General features: G+C 71.7%; 20 protein-coding genes and 1 tRNA gene. 11 read left to right on the forward strand and 10 right to left on the reverse strand.

The window, feature by feature from the left end; genetic code table 11:
- Positions 1-52: 52 nt before the first annotated feature.
- The 3 genes from ABIC30_RS11075 (at position 53) to ABIC30_RS11085 (ending at position 3,506) form a co-directional block, all read left to right on the forward strand.
- Positions 53-502 (forward strand): hypothetical protein, encoded by a 450-nt coding sequence (locus tag ABIC30_RS11075; RefSeq protein ID WP_020090609.1) that lies wholly within the window; start codon positions 53-55, stop codon positions 500-502.
- Positions 503-836: 334 nt separating this feature from the next.
- Positions 837-1,298 carry a hypothetical protein gene (locus ABIC30_RS11080; protein WP_020090610.1) on the forward strand — a complete coding sequence of 154 codons (462 nt, stop codon included), beginning with the start codon at positions 837-839 and terminating at the stop codon, positions 1,296-1,298.
- Between the two features lie 258 nt (positions 1,299-1,556).
- A complete protein-coding gene (locus tag ABIC30_RS11085) occupies positions 1,557-3,506 on the forward strand; it encodes a DUF4139 domain-containing protein (RefSeq protein WP_042671285.1) in 1,950 nt (649 codons plus the stop codon).
- Positions 3,507-3,600: 94 nt separating this feature from the next.
- On the opposite strand, the gene ABIC30_RS11090 is transcribed toward ABIC30_RS11085, so the two are convergent.
- The 4 genes from ABIC30_RS11090 to ABIC30_RS11105 form a co-directional block, all read right to left on the reverse strand.
- Entirely contained in the window at positions 3,601-4,497 is an 897-nt protein-coding gene (locus tag ABIC30_RS11090) for an inositol monophosphatase family protein (RefSeq protein WP_026604536.1), read from the reverse strand.
- The gene (locus ABIC30_RS11095; RefSeq protein WP_354454942.1) at positions 4,494-5,069 is read right to left on the reverse strand and encodes an NUDIX domain-containing protein; all 576 of its coding nucleotides are present in this window, start codon (positions 5,067-5,069) and stop codon (positions 4,494-4,496) included. Before ABIC30_RS11095 ends, ABIC30_RS11090 begins: the two co-directional genes overlap by 4 nt.
- A gap of 7 nt (positions 5,070-5,076) precedes the next feature.
- Positions 5,077-5,784, reverse strand: coding sequence for a glutathione S-transferase N-terminal domain-containing protein (locus tag ABIC30_RS11100; protein ID WP_020090613.1), 708 nt, complete (start codon positions 5,782-5,784; stop codon positions 5,077-5,079).
- Positions 5,785-5,899: 115 nt separating this feature from the next.
- Positions 5,900-6,838, reverse strand: a complete 939-nt coding sequence (locus tag ABIC30_RS11105) for an SMP-30/gluconolactonase/LRE family protein (RefSeq protein WP_020090614.1) — start codon at positions 6,836-6,838, stop codon at positions 5,900-5,902.
- A gap of 358 nt (positions 6,839-7,196) precedes the next feature.
- On the opposite strand from ABIC30_RS11105, the gene ABIC30_RS11110 reads away from it, so the two are divergent.
- A tRNA-Pro gene (locus ABIC30_RS11110) sits at positions 7,197-7,273 on the forward strand.
- A gap of 25 nt (positions 7,274-7,298) precedes the next feature.
- Positions 7,299-7,610: an ETC complex I subunit gene (locus tag ABIC30_RS11115; RefSeq protein WP_020090615.1), complete on the forward strand. Its 312-nt coding sequence runs from the start codon at positions 7,299-7,301 to the stop codon at positions 7,608-7,610.
- A gap of 16 nt (positions 7,611-7,626) precedes the next feature.
- Here ABIC30_RS11115 and ABIC30_RS11120 read toward each other — a convergent pair whose 3' ends face one another.
- Together ABIC30_RS11120 and ABIC30_RS11125 are read right to left on the reverse strand one after the other, a co-directional pair.
- Complete coding sequence (locus ABIC30_RS11120) at positions 7,627-8,085, reverse strand: nucleoside deaminase (protein ID WP_020090616.1); 459 nt, start codon at positions 8,083-8,085, stop codon at positions 7,627-7,629.
- A gap of 93 nt (positions 8,086-8,178) precedes the next feature.
- Complete coding sequence (locus ABIC30_RS11125) at positions 8,179-9,246, reverse strand: spore photoproduct lyase family protein (protein WP_020090617.1); 1,068 nt, start codon at positions 9,244-9,246, stop codon at positions 8,179-8,181.
- Positions 9,247-9,552: 306 nt separating this feature from the next.
- Here ABIC30_RS11125 and ABIC30_RS11130 point away from each other — a divergent pair, with 306 nt between their 5' ends.
- Positions 9,553-11,466: a putative bifunctional diguanylate cyclase/phosphodiesterase gene (locus ABIC30_RS11130; protein WP_020090618.1), complete on the forward strand. Its 1,914-nt coding sequence runs from the start codon at positions 9,553-9,555 to the stop codon at positions 11,464-11,466.
- Between the two features lie 21 nt (positions 11,467-11,487).
- On the opposite strand, the gene ABIC30_RS11135 is transcribed toward ABIC30_RS11130, so the two are convergent.
- Complete coding sequence (locus ABIC30_RS11135) at positions 11,488-11,712, reverse strand: hypothetical protein (RefSeq protein ID WP_020090619.1); 225 nt, start codon at positions 11,710-11,712, stop codon at positions 11,488-11,490.
- A gap of 279 nt (positions 11,713-11,991) precedes the next feature.
- Between ABIC30_RS11135 and ABIC30_RS11140 the strand changes: the two genes are divergently transcribed.
- The 4 genes from ABIC30_RS11140 to ABIC30_RS11155 all read left to right on the forward strand — a co-directional run bounded on the left by ABIC30_RS11140 (position 11,992) and on the right by ABIC30_RS11155 (position 18,346).
- On the forward strand, positions 11,992-12,741 hold the full coding sequence (locus ABIC30_RS11140) for a collagen-like domain-containing protein (RefSeq protein WP_234082070.1): 750 nt from the start codon (positions 11,992-11,994) through the stop codon (positions 12,739-12,741).
- Positions 12,742-13,152: 411 nt separating this feature from the next.
- Entirely contained in the window at positions 13,153-14,766 is a 1,614-nt protein-coding gene (locus ABIC30_RS11145; RefSeq protein ID WP_020090621.1) for a TolC family outer membrane protein, read from the forward strand.
- A gap of 197 nt (positions 14,767-14,963) precedes the next feature.
- Entirely contained in the window at positions 14,964-15,515 is a 552-nt protein-coding gene (locus ABIC30_RS11150) for a PopZ family protein (protein WP_020090622.1), read from the forward strand.
- A gap of 113 nt (positions 15,516-15,628) precedes the next feature.
- Complete coding sequence (locus ABIC30_RS11155; protein WP_103984918.1) at positions 15,629-18,346, forward strand: valine--tRNA ligase; 2,718 nt, start codon at positions 15,629-15,631, stop codon at positions 18,344-18,346.
- A gap of 70 nt (positions 18,347-18,416) precedes the next feature.
- Here ABIC30_RS11155 and ABIC30_RS11160 read toward each other — a convergent pair whose 3' ends face one another.
- On the reverse strand, positions 18,417-18,782 hold the full coding sequence (locus ABIC30_RS11160; protein ID WP_103984919.1) for a hypothetical protein: 366 nt from the start codon (positions 18,780-18,782) through the stop codon (positions 18,417-18,419).
- A gap of 326 nt (positions 18,783-19,108) precedes the next feature.
- On the opposite strand from ABIC30_RS11160, the gene ABIC30_RS11165 reads away from it, so the two are divergent.
- Entirely contained in the window at positions 19,109-20,635 is a 1,527-nt protein-coding gene (locus ABIC30_RS11165; RefSeq protein ID WP_020090625.1) for a Do family serine endopeptidase, read from the forward strand.
- A gap of 115 nt (positions 20,636-20,750) precedes the next feature.
- Here ABIC30_RS11165 and ABIC30_RS11170 read toward each other — a convergent pair whose 3' ends face one another.
- Entirely contained in the window at positions 20,751-21,449 is a 699-nt protein-coding gene (locus ABIC30_RS11170; RefSeq protein WP_103984920.1) for a phosphorylase, read from the reverse strand.
- Positions 21,450-21,682: 233 nt separating this feature from the next.
- Positions 21,683-23,680 carry a squalene--hopene cyclase gene (shc, locus tag ABIC30_RS11175; RefSeq protein ID WP_020090627.1) on the reverse strand — a complete coding sequence of 666 codons (1,998 nt, stop codon included), beginning with the start codon at positions 23,678-23,680 and terminating at the stop codon, positions 21,683-21,685.
- Between the last annotated feature and the right edge of the window lie 9 nt (positions 23,681-23,689).

Genomic DNA, 23,689 nt, shown 5'->3' on the forward strand with positions numbered 1-23,689 from the left:
GCGATGAGCTAGTGCGCTGGACAGAGCGGACGGGTACCCGAATCCTGGCGCCATGCGCCCTGCCGTCGCCGCCCTTCTCGTCGCCGTGCCGCTCGCCGCAGCGGCGGACGATCTCCCGCCGCCGGTGGCTGCGGCCATCGCCGAGGTCGAGGCCGCCTGCGGATCCGCGCCGGCGAGGATCGATCCGTTCGTCATCGACCGGCAGGACGTGAACGGTGACGGGGTGCCGGACTTCATCCTCAACGTCGGCGGCCTCCGATGCGGCGACGAAGAAGTCTCCCAGTGCGGCCTCATGGGATGCCCGAAGATCGTCCTCGCATCCTCGAAGAACGGGTTCGTCCTGGTGCTGGACATCTACGCGCACGACCTCCGGTTTCGCGCGCTGAATGGCCGGCCGGCGGCTTCGGCGAACGACGAGGGATGGAATTGCGGCTCGGTCCGGAGGGGGCCGGGCCGCACGACCTTCCTGTGGGACGGGACGCGCTTCGCCTGCGCCGAGTAGAGGTTGTCTGGCTTTCCGGCGCCGCAGGCAGGCGGTCGCTCCCCGGGTCGACGCTCCGGGAAGCGCCGGGCGAGCACAGGACCGGTCGCCCACCCTCGCTGGATGCGCGGATGTCCGATACGGCTTCGGCGCCCTCGCCGGTGACGTCGCCCTGTCGAGCGGCGCCCTCATTCCCGCTGTCGACCGTGCCCCCAGCGTCGCGGTCACCATCCGTCCGGACGGCGCGAACGCGCTGCGCGCCTGGGTCGGAGGAAGGCCCGGGGCGTAGCCTCCATCGGGGCCGCGATGAGCTAGTGCGCTGGACAGGGCGGACGGGCCTGAGGATCCTGGCCGCATGCGTCGCGCCCTCGCCGCCCTGGCTCTCGCCCTCCCGCCCGCCGTCCCGCTCACCGCCGCGGCGGACGATCTCCCGCCGCCGGTCGCGGCGTCGGCCGCGCGGGCCGAGGCGTCCTGCGGGTCCGAGCCGGCCACGCTCAAGCCGGGCTTCATCACCCGCCAGGACGTGAACGGCGACGCTGTACCGGACTTCATCCTGGATTTCGCGGCCGTCCAATGCGGCGATGACGGGTCCGCCGCGTGCGGCACCGCGGGCTGCGAGATGCAGGTCTTCGCCTCGACGACGGACGGGTTCGTGGACGCCTTCGACGCCGTCGCCCACGACCTCCGATTCCGCACGGTGGGAGGCCGCCCGGCGGTCATCGTCGATATGACCGGGGCGACGTGCGGACGATCCGGGCAGGATCCGTGCGGCGCGATCGCCGTCTGGAACGGCAGGACATTCGGCCGGACACGGTAGGGTGCATCCGCGGACCGCAGCCTTCCCCCATCGCGCCGCCGTTCCCATCCCGCCGCATCGGCGCCGCGACCCGGCGCGCCCCGGCGCGGACAGCACGGGAGGGGCGCCCGCGATCGGTTCACGCCCGCGCGCGTCACGAAGCCTTTGCCGGACGGCGCGCGGTCGGCCAGGGTGGGACCGCGTGCGGCGGGCGCGCCCTGACTGGAGCCAGACGAATTGATCCGATCGCATCTGACCTTAGCCGGAGTCCTCGTGTCCATGATTGCAGCCGCATCGCCCCTGATGGCAGCGCCCGACGGCATCCGCGCGGTGACCTTGTCGAGCGGCGGCCTGGCCGAAGTGACCCTGGTCCATGCCGTCGACGGCGACGGGACGATCGGGCTCAGCGTCCGGCCCGAGCAGGTCGACGACATTCTCAAGAGCCTCGTCGTGCGCGATCCCGTCGGAACCGTCGGCGCCCTGCGCCTGGACGGGGTGGATCAGGCCGACGAGACCCTGCGGACGATGCCGTTCACCGCGGACGACCTGTCCGCGCCGACCCGCCTCGTGGGCAAGCTGCAGGGCGTCCCGATCCGGGTCCAGAGCGGCGGGCGCACGCTCGAAGGGCGGGTGCTCGGCGTCTCCGAGCGGAATGCCGGGACCGGGACCGGCGACGTCTCGATCCTGACCGTCCTGACCGCGACCGGCACGCTCGAATCCGTGCCGATCGAGGACGGCGCCTCCGTGACGATCCTCGACCCGGCCATGGCGGCCAAGATCGCCGAGGCTATCGCGGCGGCCGGGAAGACCAAGGTCGGCGACGCCCACCGGGTCGAGATCGCCGTCTCCGGGCAGGGCCAGCGCGAGGTCCGGTTGACCTACGTCGTCGCCGCGCCCGTCTGGAAGACGAGCTACCGCATCGTCGATGGCGGCGGCGGGCGCGCGAACCTGCAGGCCTGGGCCATCATCGAGAACGCCCTCGGCGCCGACTGGACGGGCGTCGACGTCACCCTCTCGTCCGGGTCGCCGGTGGCGCTCCTCCAGCGCCTGCACAAGCGCTACTGGCGCAAGAGACCGGAGGCGCCGGTAATGGTCGAGGATGTCGGCATGCCGGACCTCGACCCGGGCACGGTCGCGTCGAAGTCGGTCGCGCGCCTGCGCGCCCCGGCCCCCGCCGCCGCGCCTCTTCCGGCCCCGATGGCGCGGATGGACACCCGCGACAGCCGCATGGAGGCCGCGGAACCGAGCTACGACGCCGCGGCCGCCACCGCGGGCGCCGCCGCCAGCGAGGGGGATGTCGCGGCGAACTTCACGCTGCCGCATCCGGTCGATCTGCGCGCCGGCGGCACGCTGTCGGTGCCGTTCCTCGATACCGAGATCGAGGCCGAGCGGGTCGCCCTCTGGAAGCCAGGCCAGGGGGTTCACCCGATCGCGGCCCTCCGGATCCGCAACAGCGCCGGCGCGACCCTGCCGGCGGGCCTCATCACCCTCTACGACCGCAAGGCCGGCTACCTGGGGGACGCCCGTCTGCCCGCGACGCCCGTCGGCGAGCAGCGGCTCGCCAGCTTCGCCCTCGACCGCAAGGTCGCCGTCCAGGCGGAGACCGCGCCGAGCGACGCCCTGACCAAGATCACCGTGGTCGACGGCGTGGCGCGCGCGACGGTGATCGCCCGGGAGGTCACGACCTACACGATCAAGGGTGCGCCGGACGCCGCCCGCTCCGTGATCATCGAGCATCCCCGACGGGATGGCTGGACCCTCACCGCGTCCGCTCGCGACGGCGAGACCCCCACGGCCTATCGCCTCAAGGTCGCGGTTCCCGCCGGCGGGACGGCCGAGACCCGGGCCGTGCTCGAGCGCGTCCGGATCGACGCCTACGACCTCGTCGACGCCGACGAGGCGCTGCTCGTCCGGTGGGCCTCCCTGGCGACCGACCCGGAGCTGGGCGGCAAGCTCAAGACCCTCTCCCAGGCCCGCGCCGAGGTCGCCGCGGCGACCCGGACCGTCGAGGAGATCGGCGAGCGCGCGGCGAAGGTGCAGGCGGAGCAGGAGCGCATCCGCAGCAATCTCGGCGCCGTTCCGAAGGACAGCGAGCTGGCGCGCCGCTATCTCAGCCGCATGGGTGCCCAGGAGGACGAGCTGGCGAAGCTCGATGCCGCCCGGACCCAGGCCGAGGACGGGCTCAGGGCGTCGCAGGCGCGGATCCGGTCGCTGATCGCGGCGCTCTGAGAGCGGTCCCGGATCCCCGCGCGATCCGGGACCGCCCGATCGACGGCCATCCCGGCCCGGACGCGGCCCGGACGCGGCCCGGCAGGGCCCTGTCCTAGGCGGGGCGGATGGCCGTCGCCAGATCGGCGGCCTGCGCGCGATCCCGGCACACCAGCCAGAGGTCGTCATGGGCCGACAGCTCGGCGTCGAACAGGTCCACGAAGTCCGCCGGCGGATCCCCGAGATCGGGCCAGTGGAACAGGCGGAAGCCCAGCGCCTCGAACAGCGGGAGGATCGGGCCCAGGTCCCACAATCGGTTGTTGCTCAGGGTCGCGTCGAGGCGCCCGGTGGCCAGGAGCGCGGCGTCCGAGATCGCCCCGCCCTCGCTCCAGGGGAACCAGCCGCGGCCGTAATCCAGGGTGTAGCGCTGCGCCGTCACCGACAGCCAGCCGACATGGCCGGTCCGGCGCTCCGGGCGCTCGAGCGGGCGCAGCGCCGTCGTCATGCGGCCGCCGCGGGTCGGGGCCCAGTAGGCGCGGCCCTCGCTCGCCGCCAGCAGGAGACCCTCCGTGGCTTCCGCCGGTACGCCCCCGGCCGGTGCGGAGCGGTCCTCGTTCCAGGCCGGCAGGCTCATGACGCACGCCCGGGGCCAGCCACCGCGGCAGGCCGCCACCATCACGCCCCAGCCCGACAGGCCGCCCGCGAAGGGCCGGGTCCCGTCGATCGGGTCGCCCACGAAGGTCCAGGCGTCGCGGGCGAGCAGCGCCCGGGCCGCCGCCTGTCCGAGATCCTCGGCGGTCTCCTCCTCGATCAGGTCGGGGCCGAACCGCGCGTGCATCAACCGACTGACGGCGAGGTCGGCCTCGGTCAGCGCCTGGCCGAGATCCGGACCCTTGTTGCTCATCGCGAGGCCTCGCGCCCGCATGGCGAGGGCCAGCGGGGCCGCCTCCTCGGCGAAGGCGAGCATCGCCGCGAGGACATCCGGCGCGGGTGCGGTGGGCGAGAGGGTCATGCGGCGAACAGTTCGGGGCTTCGGAGCATCAGGGCCTGGACGAGAACCAGGGTCTTGAGATCGGGCAGGCGGCCGGCCCGGGCCTGTTCCGCCAGCGCGGCCAGCGGCATCTCCACGGCCACCACCTGCTCGCCCTCCGCGTGCAGACCCCCGCCGGGGCCGACCCGGTCGGCCGCGGCGTAGGGTGCCAGGTAGAGCCAGAGGCGCTCCGAGGACACGCTCGGCATGCTGTAGGCGTGGGCGACCGGCTCCAGCCGGGTCAGCTGGACGCCCGCCTCCTCCATCGCCTCCCGGATCGCCGTCGCCTCGGGGGCGCCCCCGTCGAGGCCGCCCGCCGGGGCTTCGTCGAACTCGGCCGACTCACCCCAGAAGGCGGGCCCGACCCGCGCCTGACGGACGAGCAGCGCCACGCGCCGCTCGGGATCGTAGGGCAGCACGCAGGCCGCCTGCCCGTGGTCCTCCAGCGCCCGCCGCACGGTGCTGCCGTCCTGCAGCGTCAGCGTGGCGATGCCGAAGGTGTTCCAGCCGCGGTGGATCACCTGCAGCGGCAGGGCGGGCGGGATCTCGACCATGATCCGGTCAGCGCTTGGTGCTGGCGGCGGTCTGGCCGAACATCACCTTCTTGGCATCCTCGCTCATGGTCTTGCCGAAATCGGGATTGACCTCCGGGGCGCGGGCATAGGCCGCCTTGGTGGCGGGCCGCTCGGCGATCGCCGTGAACCAGCGCTTGAGGTTCGGGTGCTGGTCGAGGTTCTGCCCCTGCTTCTCCCACGGCACGATCCAGGGATAGCAGGCCATGTCGGCGATGGAGTAGTCCGGCCCGGCGACGAAGGCGCGGTCGGCCAGCCGCCGGTCGAGGACGCCGTAGAGCCGGTTGGTCTCGTTGACGTAGCGCTTGATCGCGTAGTCGATCTTCTCGGGCGCGTACTGCGAGAAGTGGTGGTTCTGGCCGAGCATCGGGCCGAGGCCGCCCATCTGCCAGAACAGCCATTGCAGCACCTCGGCCCGGCCGCGCGGGTCACCCGGGATGAAGCGCCCGGTCTTCTCGGCGAGGTAGAGCAGGATCGCCCCCGACTCGAACAGCGTGACCGGCGCGCCGCCGCCCGCCGGCTCGTCGTCGACGATCGCCGGCATCCTATTGTTGGGCGCGATCTTGAGGAAATCCGGGTTGAACTGCTCACCCTTGCCAATATTGACGGGATGAATGTGGTAAGGAACGCCCGCTTCTTCGAGAAACATCGTGATCTTATGGCCGTTCGGCGTCGGCCAGTAATGGAGTTCGATCATCGGCTGGTGTCCCGCTATGCCCCCGGCGGACGGGAAGTGGGTCGGCGCGCCGCTCCGGTCAAGCATGGTGCCGGCGACGACGCCGGCGGCGCACGCAGGGCTGGGCATCCGGGCCTCACCCGCCGGCGCAGCCCTGGACGTCGACGTGGACGGCGTAGAGCGACTGGCTCGCCGCCATGAACAGGCGGTTGCGGTGCCGGCCGCCGAAGCAGAGGTTGGCGCAGCGCTCCGGCAGCCGGATGCGGCCGATCGGCCGGCCGTCGGGGTTGAACACCATGACGCCGTCCAGTGCGTCGTCGCCCATGCCCCACCCGCACCAGAGATTGCCGTCGACGTCGCAGCGCAGCCCGTCCGGCGTGCCCGGCCCGGCATCGATCAGGACCCGCCGGTCGCGGAGCGTGCGGCCGGCGACCACGTCGTAGGCGGCGATCCGCCGGGTCGGCTGCCCGCGCGATTCCACGAGGTAGAGCACGCGGCCGTCGGGGGAGAAGCACAGGCCGTTGGGGCCGGCGAGGTCGGTGGCCACGGCCTCCAGCGCACCGGTGACCGGGTCGAGCCGGTAGACGTTCTGCGGCAGTTCGGGCTCGGCGCGCACGCCTTCGTAGAACCCGCCGATCCCGAAGGGTGGGTCGGTGAACCAGACCGCGCCGTCGGCCGCGGTCACCACGTCGTTGGGCGAGTTGAGCCGGCGGCCCTCGAATGCGTCCGCCAGGACGGTGATCGCGCCGTCATGCTCGGTCCGGGTGACCCGACGGCCGCCGTGCTCGCAGGTGACGAGCCGCCCCTGCCGGTCGCGGGTGTTGCCGTTGGCGAAGCCCGACGGCCGCCGGTAGAGGCCGACCGCCCCGCTCTCCTCGTCCCAGCGCAGGATGCGGTCGTTGGGGATGTCGCTCCAGAGCAGGTAGCGTCCGTCGCCGAACCAGACCGGCCCCTCGCACCAGCGGAAGCCGGTCGCGAGGCGCTCGACCGCCGCGTTGAACACCCGGTAGCGGGCGAAGGCGGCGTCGAGAATCTCGACCGCCGGGTCCGGGTAGCGCGGGCTCGGTGTCCACACGGGCAGGTCCCTGTCACTCGCGGCGATCGTTACCGTTCCGGCGCGGGCCGGCAAGGCCCGCCGCGCGGACGCGGGCGCAGCACCGCGGTGACGCTGCGGCGACGAGGGCCGGAAGCGCCCGGCACGGCGATCCGGGCGCACCATCCTCCACCCCCCAGTGATGGCAGGCGCCGGTTCGACAGCGGGGCGGTTCGGCCCTCGTCCCGGCCCGAACGCTACCGCGCCCCGATTTGTCTGACAAGTGGTACGCGACGGCCAGGCCGCCGCGAAGGGCCGATCCCGGAAGCGTCGGCGCGCACCGCGCCGCGCCTTGCGGGGGAACGGCGGAACCGCTACGGCATTGAGGCCGTGTGGCAGTCGGGGTGTGGCGCAGTCTGGTAGCGCACCTGGTTTGGGACCAGGGGGTCGTAGGTTCGAATCCTATCGCCCCGACCATTCGATCAGGAGCTTGTCGAGTCAGATGCCGAGCGCCCGCATCTTCCGTCCGTCTCGGGACGCCACGCAGTCGGGCCTCGCCCGGACCAAGCAGTGGATCCTGGAGTTCGACCGGACCAGCCCGCGCGAGATCGATCCGCTGATGGGGTGGAACGGGTCCTCGGACATGCTCCAGCAGGTGCGCCTGGAATTCGACACCGAGGAGGAGGCCGTGGCCTACGCGAAGCGCGAGGGGATCGCCTACCGCGTCGAGCAGCCGGCCAAGCCCGTCCAGCGCAAGGGCCTGTCCTACTCGGACAATTTCAAGTTCAACCGCACGGCGCCCTGGACCCATTGAGGCCGTCGCCGCCGCGTCAGGCCTCGCGGCGCGCCTTCCACGCTGGGTAGGGCGAATCGCCCGGCGGACGCAGCTGCGTGACGCGCATCGGCTGCGCGTCGAGGGGCTGGCAGAGCTCGGCGTAGATCGACGTGCTGCCGGCGCCGTAGGTCTCGGCCTCCTCGGCCGAGAAGGCGAAGTAGCCCTCCTTGAAGCCGGCCAGGCGCATCGCGGCGTGGCACATCGGGCACGGGCGGCCGCTCGCGTACATCACGCAGTCGCCGAGGTCGCGGCGGCCGAGGAGGCGGCTGGCCTCGCGCAGCGCCACCATCTCGGCATGGGCGCTGGGGTCGTTGGTCGCGTGCACGGTGTTGGCCGCGCGGACCAGCACGGTCCCCTCCCGCACGATGACCGCGCCGTAGGGCGCACCGCCCGCCTCGACATTGGCGGCGGCGAGGGCCACCGCCTCGCCGATATGGTCCTCGTGCGTCGACATGGACGGGCTCGACATGGACGGGCTCGACATGGCTGAGCTTTCCTCCGCTGGCGCGCCAACGCCGCGCGCGGCCGGAAGTTCAGCGCTCCGCGCTCAGAACGCGTAGCGCACCGTGCAGTAGGGCATCGTCTCGGCGAGCAGGGCCTTGAAGCGGGTGAGCCAGCGGCCCTTCCAGCCGGCCCGGTAGCGCAGGTTGGTGCCCCCGCCCTCCGAGACCTTCGCCTCCTGGATGTCCGGCCGCCAGAGCAGGTCCTCGGCCTTGGGGTGCCAGCCGAGATTGACCGCGTGCAGATCCGCGTTGTGGGTCAGCATGATGATCTCGCACTTGAGCTGCGCCTTGGCGGCGTCGGACAGCGTCGCGTCGATCTCGGCGAACAGCGCCCGCCAGTCGGCCTCCCAGCCCTCGTAGAGGATCACGGGCGAGAAGTTGGCGTGGACCTCGTAGCCGGCGGCCACGAACTCGTCGATGGCGGCGATCCGCTCGGCGATCGGGGCGGTGCGCACGTCCACGATCCGGGCGATCCGCGCCGGCATGAGCGAGAAGCGGACGCGCGTCTTGCCCTGCGGATCGTAGGCGAGGAGGTCGCGGTTGACGGCCTTGGTGGCGAAGGAGGCCTTGGCGTTGGGCAGGGTGCGAAACAGCGCGACCAGGGCGCGGACGCCGTCGCTGACCGCCGCGTCGACCGAGAGGTCGCCGTTCTCGCCGATATCGTAGACCCAGTGCTCCGGATCGATCGGGTCCGGCTCCGGCAGGCGCCCCTGGCGGCCGGCGTGGCGGGCGATCGCCGCGCAGGCCTGCTCGAGGTTCACGAACAGCGAGATCGGGTTGGAGAAGCCCTTGCGGCGCGGCACGTAGCAATAGGCGCAGGCCATGGCGCAGCCGTTGGAGGTCGAGGGCGCGATGAAGTGGGCGCTGCGGCCGTTGGGGCGCATCGCCAGCCCCTTCTTCACGCCGAGGACCAGCGTCGAGCGCTTGATCCGCACCCAATCCTCCACCGAGCCGGCGTTGCCGTGGAGTTCCGGGATGTTCCAGTGCGACGGCACGACGATGCGCGCGGCGTCGGGAAAGCGCGCCAGGATGTCCCGGCCCAGCGGGAAGTCGCCGACAGTGGGCTCGTGATAGATCGTCCGGATATCGAGCAGGTCGCGGGTCAGGGCCATGGACGATCCGGGGCCCGGAAGCGGCCCGCGACCCGATATGGTGCGCGGCGACGCGGCCGGAATGCCTTGCGACCCGGAGTCTCTCTTCGCGCGGCGCGCGAAAAGCTCGGGATCGGGCGCGGCGCGCGTTGATCGTTCAACGATATCTTACGATTCGGTGCCATGAGTCCCTCATCTTCGAGTGGACGTGCGATGATCGTTCGGGACCAGGAGAGATCCGAGCCGGGCTCACCCGGCTCCGGTGAATCTCTCGACCCTGCAGATCCGAGGTGGGGCGCGCTGATCCGGCGGGATCAGCTGGAGGCCATGCGCGGGAGCGTGCTGGCGGCCATCCCGGTCAACATGCTGCTCGGCGTGGCGAGCATGCTCGTCGCCTACAGGAGCGGGCACGGCACCGTGGGGGCCATCTGGTTCGCGGCGTCGACCAGCGTCAACCTCCTGCGAATCGCCCTCTGCCGGATCCCCTGCCTCGGCCTGGCGCTGACCGCCGACATGACGCCGAGCCTGGCCGCGGCCGCCGCGCGCTCCGTCGACCGGCACCTGCGCGTCTTCACGGTCGCGGCGTTCCTCTCCGGACTGGTCTGGGCCTGTCAGCCGCTCCTGTGCGACGGCTACACGACCGCCGAGACCCTGTTCTACCTGACCATCACCTGCGGCGTGACCGCGGGGGCGGTGACGCACGGGATCGCGTACGCGCGCATCCCCCTCGCCTTCATCGCCCTGCCGCTGCTGTCCGTCGTGGCCTGCCTCGCCTATGCCGGCGACTTCGACCGGAACTGCCTCGCGGCCTGCGTGCTGCTCTACTTCCTCGCCCTGACGCACACGGCGTTCCGCAGCGAGTCCGTGTTTCGCGAGGCGAGCCGGCTCAAGAACGAGGCCCACGCCCTCGCCCGGTCCCGCGCCGAGGCCCATGCCAGCGCCAGCGCCCTCGTGGACGAGATGCGGTGGCGCGCCACGCACGACGATCTCACCGGCCTGCTGAACCGCGCGGGCTTCCTCCAGGCGACGGAGAACCGGCTCCGCACCGGGACCCTCAGCCTGCTGATGCTCGACCTCGACGGGTTCAAGTTCGTCAACGACGTCTACGGCCACAAGGCGGGCGATCGGGTGCTCGTCGAGGTGGCGCGCCGGCTGAAGGACGCGCTGCCGGAGAACGGTCTCGCGGCCCGGCTGGGCGGCGACGAGTTCGCGGTGCTGTACGATCCCGTGACGTCGGGCGTGCCCGACGACGTCATGGCGGCGAACCTCATCGCCGCGGTGTCCCAGCCGTTCGACGGCTTCGACGCGGGCCGCCTCGGGGTCAGCATCGGCGTCCACGCGAGCGCGGAGCCGAGCTTCACCGAGATGCTGAGCTGCGCCGACGAGGCGCTCTACGCCGCGAAGGCCGCCGGGCGGAACCGCTACCGGGTGTTCGATTCGGGCCTGCGCGAGGGGCTGCAGATGCGGCGGGACCTGGAGCGCGACCTGTCGCAGGCCCTGGTCGAGAACGCCCCGAAGGTCTGGTTCCAGCCGATCTACGCGGCCGATGGCCGGACCCTGGTCGGGCTGGAAGCCCTGATCCGCTGGGAGCATCCGCGGCTCGGCTGGATCGCGCCCCCGGACCTGATCGCCGCCGCCGCGATGGCCGGCCTGACCGAATCGCTGCTCCGCTACATCCTCGAGCAGGTCTGCGCGATGCTGGAGATCCTGCATCGCCGCGGCCTGAGCGGCGTGCGCGTGGCGATGAACGTCTCACCCCGGGAGATGGCGCAGGTCCCCGTGGACGAGATCGTCATCGGGCGCCTGAACCTCCTCGGCCTGCCGCCCACCATGCTGGAGATCGAGATCACCGAGGAGACGGCCCTCGACATCGGCGCGGTGCAGGGCAAGCTGCAGGCGCTGTCCCGCGCCGGCATCCGGGTCGCCCTGGACGATTTCGGCATCGGCTACTCGTCGCTCTCCTCGCTGCGCCAGCTCAAGGCGGACCGGATCAAGATCGACCGGAGCTTCGTGACCGGCCTCGGGGCGAGCGACGACAAGCGCGGGCTCGTCCTCGCCGTCCTCGGCCTCGGCCGGCTGCTCGGGCTCGACGTGGTGGCGGAAGGCGTCGAGTCGGCTGAGGACCTGAACATCCTGCAGGCGATGGGCTGCCCGTTCCTGCAGGGCTACCATCTCGGCCGCCCGATGCCGGTGGAAGATCTGGAGACCACCCTGCTCAGCACCCGCATCGCCGCGGCCTGAGCCGGTGCCGGCGCGCGCGGCTCAGAACCGCCCGGCATCCGCCGGATCGCGGCGCATCAGCCGGCGCGCCGCCGCGCGCCACAGGCGGTCCGGAATCCCGTAGAGCCACACGAGCGCCGCGCACCCGGCGATCGCCAGCAGGAACAGCCAGGCCAGCGCCTCGAGGATGGGCCCCGGCGGCGTTCCGGACTCGGTCCGGTCGTACCAGAGCGGGTCCGTGTCCCAGGGCGGATCGTCGTTGTCCACGGCAGAACCCTCCACCGCGGGTCCGAATGCGGCCCGGGGCGCTCGCGCGGCGGTGACCGATGAATCGGTCCGCGTCACTCCTCTGCCGGCCCGGTCCGCACACGCCTGACCGGGTCCAGCGCGGTCACGCTACAGGCCCCGCCGCGCGCCCTTCGAATACCCATTTCGGACTACGGCCTTCGACCGGCCGCGCTTTTCCACATCCAACTTTCTCCGCAATTTATTGCTTAGTTTGCGGGCTATGGCATTCTGACCGTCTAAAAGACTGCGTGACCTGCCATGAGATCTGCCAAACGCCTGTGGCACGAGCGCTGGGCGCTGTGTTCGATGCTGGCCCTGTCGGCCGCCTGCGGGCCGCCGGCGCGGGCGGCGGACATGCGCATCGAGGCCGCCAAGATCACCGGCGGTGATCTCTGGATCATCGGTTACGCCGACGATCCGGGGGTGGAGATCACGCTCGACGGCCAGTTCCCCCACCGGACCGACAGCCGCGGCTATTTCGAGTTTCGCGTCGTCTATCATCCGGCCACCTGCATCGCGACGCTGCGGACGCCGAAACAGACCCGCAGCATCGTGGTCGGCGAGTGCGGCCAGCAGGGGCCGCAGGCGCCCGGGCTCGCCGGCCCGCGCGGCGAGACGGGTCCGCGGGGCGAGGCCGGGCCTCCCGGCGAGCGGGGCGCGATGGGACCGCCCGGGCCGCCCGGACCCCAGGGGCCAGCCGGCGCGGAGGGCGTCGCCGGACCGCCGGGCCCGCCGGGCGAGCGCGGCCCCATCGGCATGGCCGGCGCACCGGGGCTGATGGGGGCCATGGGCCCGCCCGGCCCGCCCGGGCCGCCCGGCGGCACCCGCGGGCAGCCGGCTTCCCCGAGCGCCGCGCCGAAACCGAACCCGTCGGCCGCGCTGGCAGGGCCGGCGCCGAAGCCGCGGCCGCCGGCGCGGGCGCGCCGCGCACCCGAGCCGGAATCCGCGCCCGAGGGACCGCTGGATCTGGAGCCCGACGCCGGCGGCGGCGGGATGGACCGCTACTAGGCGCGGACCGGTGTCGACCGCAGGGCCAGCCGCGGAACGGGCCACCCTGCCCGGCCAGGGGCGACGCGTCGGCCCCCAAGTCTCGCGTGGCTGCACGCCGGCAATAGTCTTTGGAAGAGCGTATTTATGCGACTTAACAACTCAATTCGCTCGCGTGCCGCGCTGTCCGCGCCGGGTGTGTCACCTTAATGCCCCAACGCCGCACATTCCGCCGCCAGACCCGCACCGAGGCGAGCCAAAGCGCCCGGTTTGCGCTAAGCGTGACGGTGGGGCGGGCTTGATCGGAGACGAGCGAAACGCCGTACCTTGGCCGTTTTCGTCTCGGACTTCCGGACCGAAAGAGACCGCAAGGGCTTGTTCATCGTGACACGACGTCCACCAGCGAGTTGCCCGACGTTCCGCCTGGCCGGGATGGTGTCCGGACTCGCGATGCTGGCTGCCATGCCGGCATCGGCCGAGACTCTGGAGAGCGCTCTCGCGAAGGCCTATCAGGGCAATCCGAGCCTGAACGCCAGCCGTGCGGGCGTGCGCGCTATCGACGAGAACGTGGCGATCGCGCAGTCGGGCTACCGGCCGACCGTCAACGTCAACGCCGCGATCGGCGTCCAGTACCTTCAGACGCGCTCGTCCAGCACGGTCGCGACGGCGGCCACCGGCGGCACGGCCGCGACCACCGCCGGATCGGCCCTCGGGACGACGGGCGGCGGCCTGGGCGGAACGGCGGGCGCCGGGACGACCGGGACCGGAACGACCACGGGGATCGGGACGACGGGGATCGGGACCGCGGGCGGCACCACCGGCATCGGAACCTCAGGTGCCGGGGCGGCGGGATCCGCGACCGGCGGCGAGGGCCTGTCCGGCGGCGCGACCTCCGACATCGCGAGCCAGGTCATCACCTCCCGGCGGACGACGCGCACCACCTACCTGCCGAGTTCCGCCAGCCTGAACGTCACGCAGACGATCTTCAACGGCTTCCAGACCGACAACACGGTCCGGCGCGCGGAGTCGCAGGTCTACAGCCAGCGCGAGAGCCTGCGCTTCACCGAGCTGTCGGTTCTGTACAGCGCCGTCCAGGCGTACATGAACGTGCTCAGCAACACGGCGACGCTGGAGCTGAACCGGAACAACGTCGAGGTTCTGGAAGAGCAGCTCCGCCAGACCCGGGACCGCTTCAACGTCGGCGAGGTGACCCGGACCGACGTCGCGCAGGCCGAGGCCCGACTGGCCGGCGCGCGATCGCAGGTCGCCCAGGCCGAGTCGACTCTCCGCACGAGCATCGGCGTCTACCGGCAGAATATCGGCGTCGAGCCGCGCCAGCTCGCGCCGGGTCGGCCGCTGGACCGGTTCGTGCCGCGCAGCCTCGATCAGGCGATCGCCGTCGGCCTGCGCGAGCACCCGCAGGTCGTCTCGGCCATCCACAACGTCGACGCGAGCGAGGCCCAGGTGAAAGTCCTGGAAGGCCAGCTCGCCCCGCAGCTCAGCCTGCAGGGCTCGCTCAGCCAGCTCTACGACCAGAACGGACCGAACCAGAGCTTCTTCGTCGGCTTCGTCGGCGGACGGCTCTCGATCCCGATCTACGAGGGCGGCCAGACCTACGCGCAGATCCGGCAGGCCAAGGAGTCGGTCGGCCAGGCCCGCATCCAGGTCGACCAGATCCGCGATCAGGTCCGCGCCCAGATCGTCGATTTCTGGGGCCGGCTCGAGGCCGCCAAGGCGCAGGTCATCGCCGCCCAGGCCCAGGTCCAGGCCAACGAGGTGGCGCTGAACGGCGTGCGCGAGGAAGCGCGCGTCGGCCAGCGCACGACCCTCGACGTGCTCAACGCGCAGCAGGAACTGCTGAACTCCCGGGTGAACCTCATCGTCGCCCAGCGTGACCGGGTCATCTTCTCCTACGGGGTGGTCCAGGCGATCGGACAGTTGACCGCGCGCTTCACGGCGCTCCCGGTCGAATACTACAGCGCCAAGGTTCACTACGATCAGGTCAAGGATCTCTGGTTCGGCCTGCGCACCCCGGACGGTCGCTGACGGCTTTTCCACGGGGAGTGTGTTGTGGGCGCGCTTGCCGTCACGAAACGGCATGGAATACTGATTGAACATCGATCCATTCGGGTCGCTTTCCAGTCTCCCATGCCCGAGTGCGCCTGCCGATGAGTGCAGCAAGCCCCAAGATCCCGGACTCGAAATTCCAGGACAAGGCTGCCGATAAGGCGCACGAGCCTTCGATGGAAGAGATCCTCGCGTCGATCCGGAGGATCATCGCCGACGATCAGGCCGCCAAGCCGGCCGAGGTCGCGGCGCCCGCTCCGGAGCCCGACGACGTGCTCGACCTCGCGGAGGTCGCCGAGCCGGTGATGCGCCCGCGCGTCGTCGAGCCGGAACCGGAACCCGAGCCGGCGCCGGACCTGCTCGACTTCGACGCGATCGACTTCGAGGACCCGGTGACCGCCGCGCCCGAACCGGAGCCCGAGCCCGAGCCCGAGCCGGCCCCGGAGCCGCCGCCCCCACCGCCTCCGCCCCCGCAGCCCGTGCTCCAGGCCGCCCGCGCGCCCGAGCCGGAGCCCGAGGCCCTGGTCTCTCCGGCCACGGATGCCAGCGTCAGCGGCGCGTTCAACCTGCTGGCCCACACCGTGCTGACGCAGAACGCCCGGACCCTGGAGGATCTCGTCAAGGAGATGCTCCGGCCGATGCTGAAATCCTGGCTCGACGACAACCTCCCGGCCGTGGTCGAGCGCCTCGTGCGCGCCGAGATCGAGCGGGTGTCGCGCGGCCGCTGAGCCGGCGGCCTGGGTACGGCGGCCGCGGGCCGCCGTCCGCGTGTTGACGGGAGCGGCGTGACGGTCGAAAGCGGGGCCACCCCCGTTTGGACAAGCGCCGGCCCGTACCCGCGATGATGGACAAGACCTTCGAGCCCACCTCCGTCGAGGCGCGGATCTCCGCCGCCTGGGCCGAGGCGGACGCCTTCCGTGCCGGCCGGCCCGAGCGCGCCGGGGCCCCGCCGTACTGCATCGTGATCCCGCCGCCGAACGTGACGGGCTCCCTGCACATGGGCCACGCCCTCAACAACACGCTGCAGGACATCCTCTGCCGCTTCGAGCGCATGCGCGGCAAGGACGTGCTCTGGCAGCCGGGGACGGACCATGCCGGCATCGCCACCCAGATGGTGGTCGAGCGGCGGATGATGGAGCGTCAGGAGCCCGGCCGCCGCGAGATCGGCCGCGCGGCCTTCGTCGAGAAGGTCTGGGCCTGGAAGGCGGAATCCGGCGGCGCGATCGTCAACCAGCTGAAGCGGCTCGGCGCCTCGTGCGACTGGTCCCGCGAGCGCTTCACCATGGACGAGGGGCTGAGCCGGGCCGTGCTCAAGACCTTCGTCGACCTGCACCGGCAGGGCCTGATCTATCGCGACAAGCGGCTGGTGAACTGGGACCCGAAGTTCCAGACCGCGATCTCGGACCTGGAGGTCCAGCAGGTCGAGACCAGGGGCCATCTCTGGCACTTCGACTACCCGGTGGTGGACGAGGCCGGCGCCGAGACCGGCGCCGTCATCACGGTGGCCACCACCCGCCCCGAGACGATGCTGGGCGACACCGGCATCGCGGTCCATCCCGAGGACGCGCGCTACACCGCGCTCGTCGGCCAGCGCGTGCGCCTGCCGCTGGTCGGGCGGCTGATCCCGATCGTGGCCGACACCTACTCGGATCCCGAGAAGGGCACGGGCGCGGTCAAGATCACGCCCGCCCACGATTTCAACGACTTCGACGTCGGCCGCCGCCACGGACTCGGCCTGATCAACGTCCTCGATCCCGAGGGCCGGATGCTGCTCGACGGCAACGCCGAGTTCCTCGACGGCGTCGCGCCCGAGCCGGAGGCCCTGGCGCTCCACGGCCTCGACCGGGCGCAGGCCCGCAAGGAGGTGGTGGCGCTGATGGAGGCGCGCGGTCGGCTGCGCGCGATCGAGCCGAACACCCACGCGGTCCCGCACGGCGACCGCTCGGGCGTGGTCATCGAGCCCTACCTGACCGACCAGTGGTACGTGAACGTCAAGCCGCTCGCGGAGCGCGCCCTCCAGGCGGTGCGCGACGGGCAGACCAAGTTCGTGCCCGAGAACTACGAGAAGATCTTCTTCCAGTGGCTCACCAACATCGAGCCGTGGTGCATCTCGCGCCAGCTCTGGTGGGGCCACCAGATCCCGGTCTGGTACGACGACGCCGGCGGCATCTTCGTCGCCGAGAGCGAGGCCGAGGCGCAGGCGGCGGCCGACGCGCAGCACGGCCGGCCGGTCGCGCTCACCCGCGACGCGGACGTCCTCGACACGTGGTTCTCCTCGGCGCTCTGGCCGTTCTCGACGCTGGGCTGGCCGGACACGACCCCGGAACTCGCGCGCTTCTACCCGACCAACACCCTGGTGACCGGCAAGGACATCCTGTTCTTCTGGGTCGCCCGGATGATGATGATGGGCCTGCACCTCACCGACCGGGCGCCCTTCGACACGGTCTACCTGCACACCCTGGTGCGGGACGCGTCGGGCGCGAAGATGTCGAAGTCGAAGGGGAACGTCGTCGATCCCCTGGAACTGATCGATCAGGTCGGCGCCGACGTCCTGCGCTTCACCCTCTGCGCCCTGGCCGTCCAGGGCCGCGACATCAAGCTGTCCACCGACCGTGTCCAGGGCTACCGCAACTTCGCGACCAAGCTCTGGAACGCCGCCCGCTTCGCCGAACTGAACGGCTGCCGCCTCGACCCGGCCTTCGACCCGCGCTCCGCCACCGGCGCGATCAACCGCTGGGCGCTCACCGAGGCGGCCCGCGCGGTCGACGAGGTCGCGGGCGCCCTCGAGGCCTTCCGCTTCAACGACGCGGCGGCGGTGGCCTACCGCTTCGTCTGGAACATCTTCTGCGACTGGTATCTCGAGCTCGCCAAGCCGGTGCTCCAGGGCGAGAGCGTCGATCCGGCGATCCGGGCCGAGACGCAGGCGAGCGTGGCGTTCCTGATCGATCAGGTCGCCAAGCTGCTCCACCCGTTCATGCCGTTCCTCACGGAGGAGCTGTGGGCGATCAAGGGCGCCGACCTGTCGGAGCGCGGCCTGCTGACCCTGGCCGCCTGGCCGGACCTCGGCGGCCTCGCCGACGCGGCCGCGGAGGCCGAGGTCGGGTTCGTGGTCGATCTCGTCAGCCAGATCCGCTCGGCGCGGTCCGAGACCAATGTCCCGGCCGGCGCGCAGATCCCGCTGGTGATGGTCGGCGCCGCCCCGGAGGTGAGAGCGCGGGTTGAGGCGTGGCGCGACACGCTCCTGCGTCTCGCTCGGCTGTCGGAGATCACCTTCTCCGAGACGCCGCCGAAGAACTCGGTGCAGCTCCTAGTGCGCGGCAGCGTCGCCGCGCTGCCCCTTGAAGGCGTGGTCGACCTCGCGGCCGAGGTCGCGCGCCTGAAGAAGGAGCAGGGCAAGGCGCAGGGCGAGATCAAGAAGATCGACGCGAAGCTCGGCAACGCCGACTTCGTGGCCCGGGCGCCCGAGGAGATCATCGAGGAGAACCGGGAGCGCCGCGAGAGCGAGTCGGCGCGGCTGGCGAAGATCGAGGAAGCTCTGGTCCGGCTCAGCGGCGACTGAGCGCCCGTCCGGGAGCGCTCCGACGTGTCAGGCCCGCCCCGGGGGTGACCCGGCCCCGGAGGCTCGCCCGTCAGCGTCGGGTGCCGAGGGTTCCGGTGAACGCCCGCGGCCCGCCCCAACTGGCGGCGGACGCGTCGTTCGGGGTCCAGAAGCCGTCCTGCGACGCGCCCCGCGGATGCAGGGAATAGTCCGGTGGAACGTAGCCGCCCGACTGGTTCCAGTAGCCGGGCCGGAAGTTGGCCGCCGATTTCGCAACGCGCTCATCTCCGGGGCGGCGCGTATCGACGCTGTACGTTCTCTCGGAAACGCTGCGCAGCGCGCGACTTGCGACGGCGGGCTTCGCGTCGAAGTAATCACGGTAATCCGCGTACGACTCGACCGCCAGCGCGCCGACAGTCGATCCGAAGAACATGGCGGCCGCCAACAGCACCTTCATTGTCAATTCCTCTGCCTACACACTCGGATCTGGCGGCACCGAGATTGCGCCGGCCCGCCGAACTGAGCGGTATTTAAGATCGACTCCCGGAAACTGCGGTGCTGGGCGGCACGAGCCCGGATCCGGCTCGGCCAGCGCCGCGACGTCGGGCCTCCGGTCTCGGTCACGCGCCGCGATCGCGCTGGGGCTCCGCGAGCGCTCGGCTACCTGTCCAAACGGTAATTTGATCGCCACGCCCGGGTCAGGCGCCGCCCCTTAGACAGATCCCATCGATGGCCGCGACCGCCGGCGTCGTCCCGATCAGTCCCGAGAGGTTGAGACCCCCCATGACCGAGACCCGTCCCACTGGCCGCACCTCGCGCCGCGCCCTCGCCTCCGTGGCGGCCGCCGCGCTGATCGCCGGCGGTGCCATCGGCAGCGGTTATCTGCCGGCCGCGACCCCGGCCTACGCGCAGGCGCTGCCCAAGTCGCCGATCGAGGCCCCCGAGCACCCGCCGGGCTCGTTCGCCGGTATCGTCAACAAGGTGAAGCCGGGCGTCGTCTCGGTGAAGGTGAAGCTCGACGACTCGGCGAGCAGCGACGACGACGACGGACCGAGCCAGGGGCGCAACCTCCAGAACGTGCCGCCGCAGCTGCGCGAGTTCTTCAAGCGCTTCGGCCAGAACGGCCCCGGCGGGATGCAGCCCCAGCATCAGGGCCCGCGCGGCGCTGTCGGCTCCGGCTTCATCATCTCGGCCGACGGCTACGTGGTCACCAACAACCACGTGGTCGACCATGCCAAGACCGTGCAGGTGACGCTGGACGACGGGCGCACTCTTGACGCCAAGGTCATCGGCAAGGATTCCAAGACGGACGTCGCCCTGCTGAAGATCACCGAGGGCTCGAACTTCCCGTACGTCCAGTTCGGAAAGGCCGCGCCGCAGGTCGGCGACTGGGTCGTGGCGATCGGTAACCCGTTCGGCCTCGGCGGCACCGTGACCGCCGGCATCGTCTCGGCCCGCGGCCGCGACATCGGCGCCGGCCCCTACGACGACTTCCTGCAGATCGACGCCCCGATCAACAAGGGCAACTCGGGCGGCCCGACCTTCAACGTCAACGGCGAGGTGGTCGGCATGAACACCGCCATCGCGTCCCCGTCGGGCGGCAGCGTCGGCCTCGCCTTCGCGATCCCCGCCGAGACCGTCCAGGCGGTGGTCGACCAGCTCCGCACCGACGGCAAGGTCGCCCGCGGCTACCTGGGCGTCCAGATCCAGCCCGTGACGCAGGACATCGCCGAGGGCCTGGGCCTCGACAAGGCCAAGGGTGCCCTGGTCGACCACGCCGAGAACGGCACCCCGGCGGCCAAGGCCGGCCTGAAGGCGGGCGACGTGATCGAGAAGGTCAACGGCGACACGGTGGACAGCGCCCGCGAGCTGTCGCGCAAGATCGCCGGCCTGAAGCCGGGCGCCAAGGTCGAGCTGAGCTACCTGCGCGGCGGCAAGACCGACACCGCCACGGTGACGCTGGGCACGATGCCGACCGACGGCACCAAGATGGCGAGCCGCGACGACGACTCGGGCAACGGCCAGCCGCGGCTCGGCCTGCAGCTCGCCCCGGCCGGCGATGTCGGCCTGTCGGATCAGGGCGTCGCGGTGGTCCAGGTCGATCCCGACGGCCCGGCGGCCGCCAAGGGTATCGAGGCGGGCGACGTGATCCTCGACGTCGGCGGCCAGAGCGTGGCCCGTCCGTCGGACGTGGCGACGCAGATCCGGGCGGCCGAGTCGAGCGGGCGCAAGGCCGTGCTGATGCGGGTGAAGAGCGGCAAGGGCCAGACCCGGTTCGTGGCGGTCTCGCTCAACAAGAAGGCCGGCTGAGGCCGGTTTCTCCCGGCGCGGGGTCCGCCCCGCGCCGTCTCGTGGTGACCTCCGACTCGCGCCGGCCGTACAGGCCGGCGCTTTTTCGTGGCTCACCTGACCGCGTTCGCGGGTCTCAGCGACCCGGGACCGGTATGCCCAGTCCCGGCCCGAGCCGCGTCCGGCACCGTCCCAGCGCCGCGAAGGCGGCGTTCGAGTCCCGGGCGAGGCGCATGAGGTCTCCCAGGCGTGCCCGGCCGCGCGCGAAGGCGAAGAACACCGCGGCGATGTCGGGCTCGCCGTCCGGCGTGAGGGCCGAGGCCGCGAAAACCGGGAGGGCCTGGTCGGCCGGATCGCAGATCACCCGCACGGCCGCGAAGGGCAGGCCGTGCCGGCCCGCGAAGGACGCGGCCACGTGCGATTCCATGTCGACGGCCGCGGCGCCGGTGGTGGTCCGCAGGTCCGTCTTGCCGTCGACCGCGAGCACCGCCGTGTCGACGCCCGCCAGATCCGCCGGGATCACCCGCGGCCCGACGCCGGACAGGAGGTTGAGCAGCGTGGCCGACAGGTCGAGATCGGCGGCGCGCCGCCCCTCCTCGCTCACCACGCCGGTGCCCACCACGACGTCGCCGGGCCGGAGCGAGGGATCGAGGCCGCCCGCGATGCCGAAGCTGACAACCGCCCGGCAGCCGGGCTGGCCGCGGGCCTCCAGGAGCTGGCGGAGCCGGTAGGGATTGCCGCCGGCTCCCACGGCCTCGACCCCCGCCCCCGCCGCCATGCGGCGCTCGCGGGCGAGGCCGGTAACGGCCAGGACGGGTGCGGCGGGATCGATCATGGCGCGCTCGTGGACGAGTCCGGCGAGGTCCGCAAGAAGGCGCGAGCGCCGAGGCGGGGTCCGGGCCGGATCCGACGCGGGGGGCGGTTCGTCCGGTCCCGCGGGATCGCTGTCTGAGGAGGCCACGTGTCTCGTACCGGGGCTCGCGGATCGGCTGTCGGGACGGTCGAGCGCGCCGCGATCCGGCGGAGCGGAGCCGGCCCGCCGGGCCGGCCCCAGGACGTCGGCGGACGTCACATGCCGAACTGGACGCGCCGGCTGTTGCCACGCTTGAGGTTGCGGAAGCGCGCCATCGCCCAGAGCGGGAAGAACTTCGGGTAACCATGGTACCGCAGGTAGAAGACCCGCGGGAAGCCCGTGGCGGTGTAGCGCTCCTCCTTCCAGAACCCGTCCGCGCCCTGCGTGCGGGTCAGGAAGTTGATGCCCCGGGTCACGGCCGGGTCGTCGACCGCGCCGGCCGCCATCAGGGCGAGGAGCGCCCAGGCGGTCTGCGAGGCGGTGGACGAGCCGGGCTCGAAGGCCGGGTCGATCTTGTACGAGGAGGCGTCCTCGCCCCAGCCGCCATCCGGGTTCTGGATCCGGATCAGCCAGGACACGGCCTTCTGGATGCGCGGATCGGCGGAGTCGACCCCGGCGGCGTTGAGGGCGCAGAGCACCGACCACGTGCCGTAGATGAAGTTCATGCCCCAGCGGCCGTACCACGAGCCGTCCTCCTCCTGATCATTCAGGAGGTAGTTCACGCCGCGGTCGAGGGCGCGGGAGGTCTCCCGGGTCTCGCCGAGCTGGGACAGCATCCCGACCACGCGGGCGGTCACGTCCGCGGTCGGCGGGTCGAGCAGCGCGCCGTGATCCGAGAACGGGATGTGGTTGAGGTACATGTGGTTGTTGTCGGCGTCGAACGCCGCCCAGCCACCGTCCTCGGATTGCAGCCCCTCGACCCATTCCCGGGCGCGGGCGATCGCGGCCTTGTAGTCCGGCATGCCGGCGACGAGGCCGTGCTGGTGCATGGCCCGGTCCATCGCCATCACCACCACGGCGGTGTCGTCGAGGTCGGGATAGTGGGCGTTGGCGTACTGGAACGCCCAGCCGCCCGGCCGGACCTTCGGCTTGCGCGCCGCCCAGTCGCCGACGATGTCGAGCACCTGCCGAGGCTTCAGCCAGTCCAGACCGGCGCGGGCCTGGGCCTCGGCCTCGGGGCCGCCGGCCTCGAGCAGCGCGTGGCTCGCGAGCGCCGTGTCCCAGACCGGCGAGACGCAGGGCTGGACGTAGGCCTCGTCGGCCTTCTCGACGACGAGCTTCTCGATGGCGTCGCAGGCGACGCGGACCTGCGGGTGATCGGGCCGGTAGCCCATCACCTCATACATCAGCACCGAGTTGACCATGGCGGGGAAGATGGCGCCCAGGCCGTCCTCGCCGTTGAGGCGCTCGCTCACCCAGGCGCGCGCCATCTCCATGGCGCGCTGCCGGCTCTTGCGCGGCAGGTGGTTCTCGACCCGCTGCAGCACCCGGTCGATGAAGCCGAAGATCGGGGTCCAGGGCCACGTGGCGTGGGGCGAGCCCGGCCAGGAGCGGACGCTCTCCGGCGGGGTGACGAACAGCTCCTGCACGCTGATGCCGCGGGGATTGCGCGCCCGGGGCTTGGTCGCCTGCAGCACGAACAGCGGCACCACGGTGGTGCGGGCCCAGTAGCTGATCTTGTCGAGGTGGAACGGGAACCACTTCGGCAGGAACATCACCTCGACGGGCATCACCGGCACGGCGCGCCACGGCACCTCGCCGTAGAGGGCCAGCATGAAGCGGGTGAACACGTTGGCGTTGGCCGCGCCGCCGCGGGACAGGATGCCCTCGCGCGCCCGGCGCATGTGCGGCGCCTCGATGTCGTCGCCGATCATCTTGAGGGCGAAATACGCCTTGACCGTGCAGCTCATGTCGAACGGCCCCTCGTGGACGAGGGCCCATCCGCCGTGCCGCCCCTGGGTGCGGCGGAGGTAGTTGCCGATCTTGGCCTCGAGGTCGCCGGGGACCCGCGTGCCGCGGAAATGGTGGAACAGGATGTACTCGGACGGGATCGTGGCATCCGCCTCGAGCTCGAAGCAGATGTGCCCGTCGTCGTGCGCCAGGGCGGTCAGCGCGCGCGTCGCCTGCGCCACGCCGCGCTCGACGTCCTCGAGCGAGATCCCCTGAGTCTTCGAGCGCTGCAGCGCCTCGACTTTGCTAACGGCCTCTCTCATAGTCCTCGC

It is taken from the genome of Methylobacterium sp. 1030 (assembly GCF_040544715.1).
Classification (GTDB): domain Bacteria; phylum Pseudomonadota; class Alphaproteobacteria; order Rhizobiales; family Beijerinckiaceae; genus Methylobacterium.

Coding starts and splice junctions, on each gene's coding strand:
- ABIC30_RS11165 (WP_020090625.1), top strand. CDS start 19,109: ATGACCGAGACCCGTCCCACTGGCCGCACCTCGCGCCGCGCCCTCGCC.
- ABIC30_RS11170 (WP_103984920.1), bottom strand. CDS start 21,449: ATGATCGATCCCGCCGCACCCGTCCTGGCCGTTACCGGCCTCGCCCGC.
- ABIC30_RS11085 (WP_042671285.1), top strand. CDS start 1,557: ATGATTGCAGCCGCATCGCCCCTGATGGCAGCGCCCGACGGCATCCGC.
- ABIC30_RS11150 (WP_020090622.1), top strand. CDS start 14,964: ATGGAAGAGATCCTCGCGTCGATCCGGAGGATCATCGCCGACGATCAG.
- ABIC30_RS11160 (WP_103984919.1), bottom strand. CDS start 18,782: ATGAAGGTGCTGTTGGCGGCCGCCATGTTCTTCGGATCGACTGTCGGC.
- ABIC30_RS11115 (WP_020090615.1), top strand. CDS start 7,299: ATGCCGAGCGCCCGCATCTTCCGTCCGTCTCGGGACGCCACGCAGTCG.
- ABIC30_RS11145 (WP_020090621.1), top strand. CDS start 13,153: ATGGTGTCCGGACTCGCGATGCTGGCTGCCATGCCGGCATCGGCCGAG.
- ABIC30_RS11140 (WP_234082070.1), top strand. CDS start 11,992: ATGAGATCTGCCAAACGCCTGTGGCACGAGCGCTGGGCGCTGTGTTCG.
- ABIC30_RS11125 (WP_020090617.1), bottom strand. CDS start 9,246: ATGGCCCTGACCCGCGACCTGCTCGATATCCGGACGATCTATCACGAG.
- ABIC30_RS11120 (WP_020090616.1), bottom strand. CDS start 8,085: ATGTCGACGCACGAGGACCATATCGGCGAGGCGGTGGCCCTCGCCGCC.
- ABIC30_RS11080 (WP_020090610.1), top strand. CDS start 837: ATGCGTCGCGCCCTCGCCGCCCTGGCTCTCGCCCTCCCGCCCGCCGTC.
- ABIC30_RS11095 (WP_354454942.1), bottom strand. CDS start 5,069: ATGGTCGAGATCCCGCCCGCCCTGCCGCTGCAGGTGATCCACCGCGGC.
- ABIC30_RS11100 (WP_020090613.1), bottom strand. CDS start 5,784: ATGATCGAACTCCATTACTGGCCGACGCCGAACGGCCATAAGATCACG.
- shc (WP_020090627.1), bottom strand. CDS start 23,680: ATGAGAGAGGCCGTTAGCAAAGTCGAGGCGCTGCAGCGCTCGAAGACT.
- ABIC30_RS11090 (WP_026604536.1), bottom strand. CDS start 4,497: ATGACCCTCTCGCCCACCGCACCCGCGCCGGATGTCCTCGCGGCGATG.
- ABIC30_RS11130 (WP_020090618.1), top strand. CDS start 9,553: ATGCGCGGGAGCGTGCTGGCGGCCATCCCGGTCAACATGCTGCTCGGC.
- ABIC30_RS11075 (WP_020090609.1), top strand. CDS start 53: ATGCGCCCTGCCGTCGCCGCCCTTCTCGTCGCCGTGCCGCTCGCCGCA.
- ABIC30_RS11155 (WP_103984918.1), top strand. CDS start 15,629: ATGATGGACAAGACCTTCGAGCCCACCTCCGTCGAGGCGCGGATCTCC.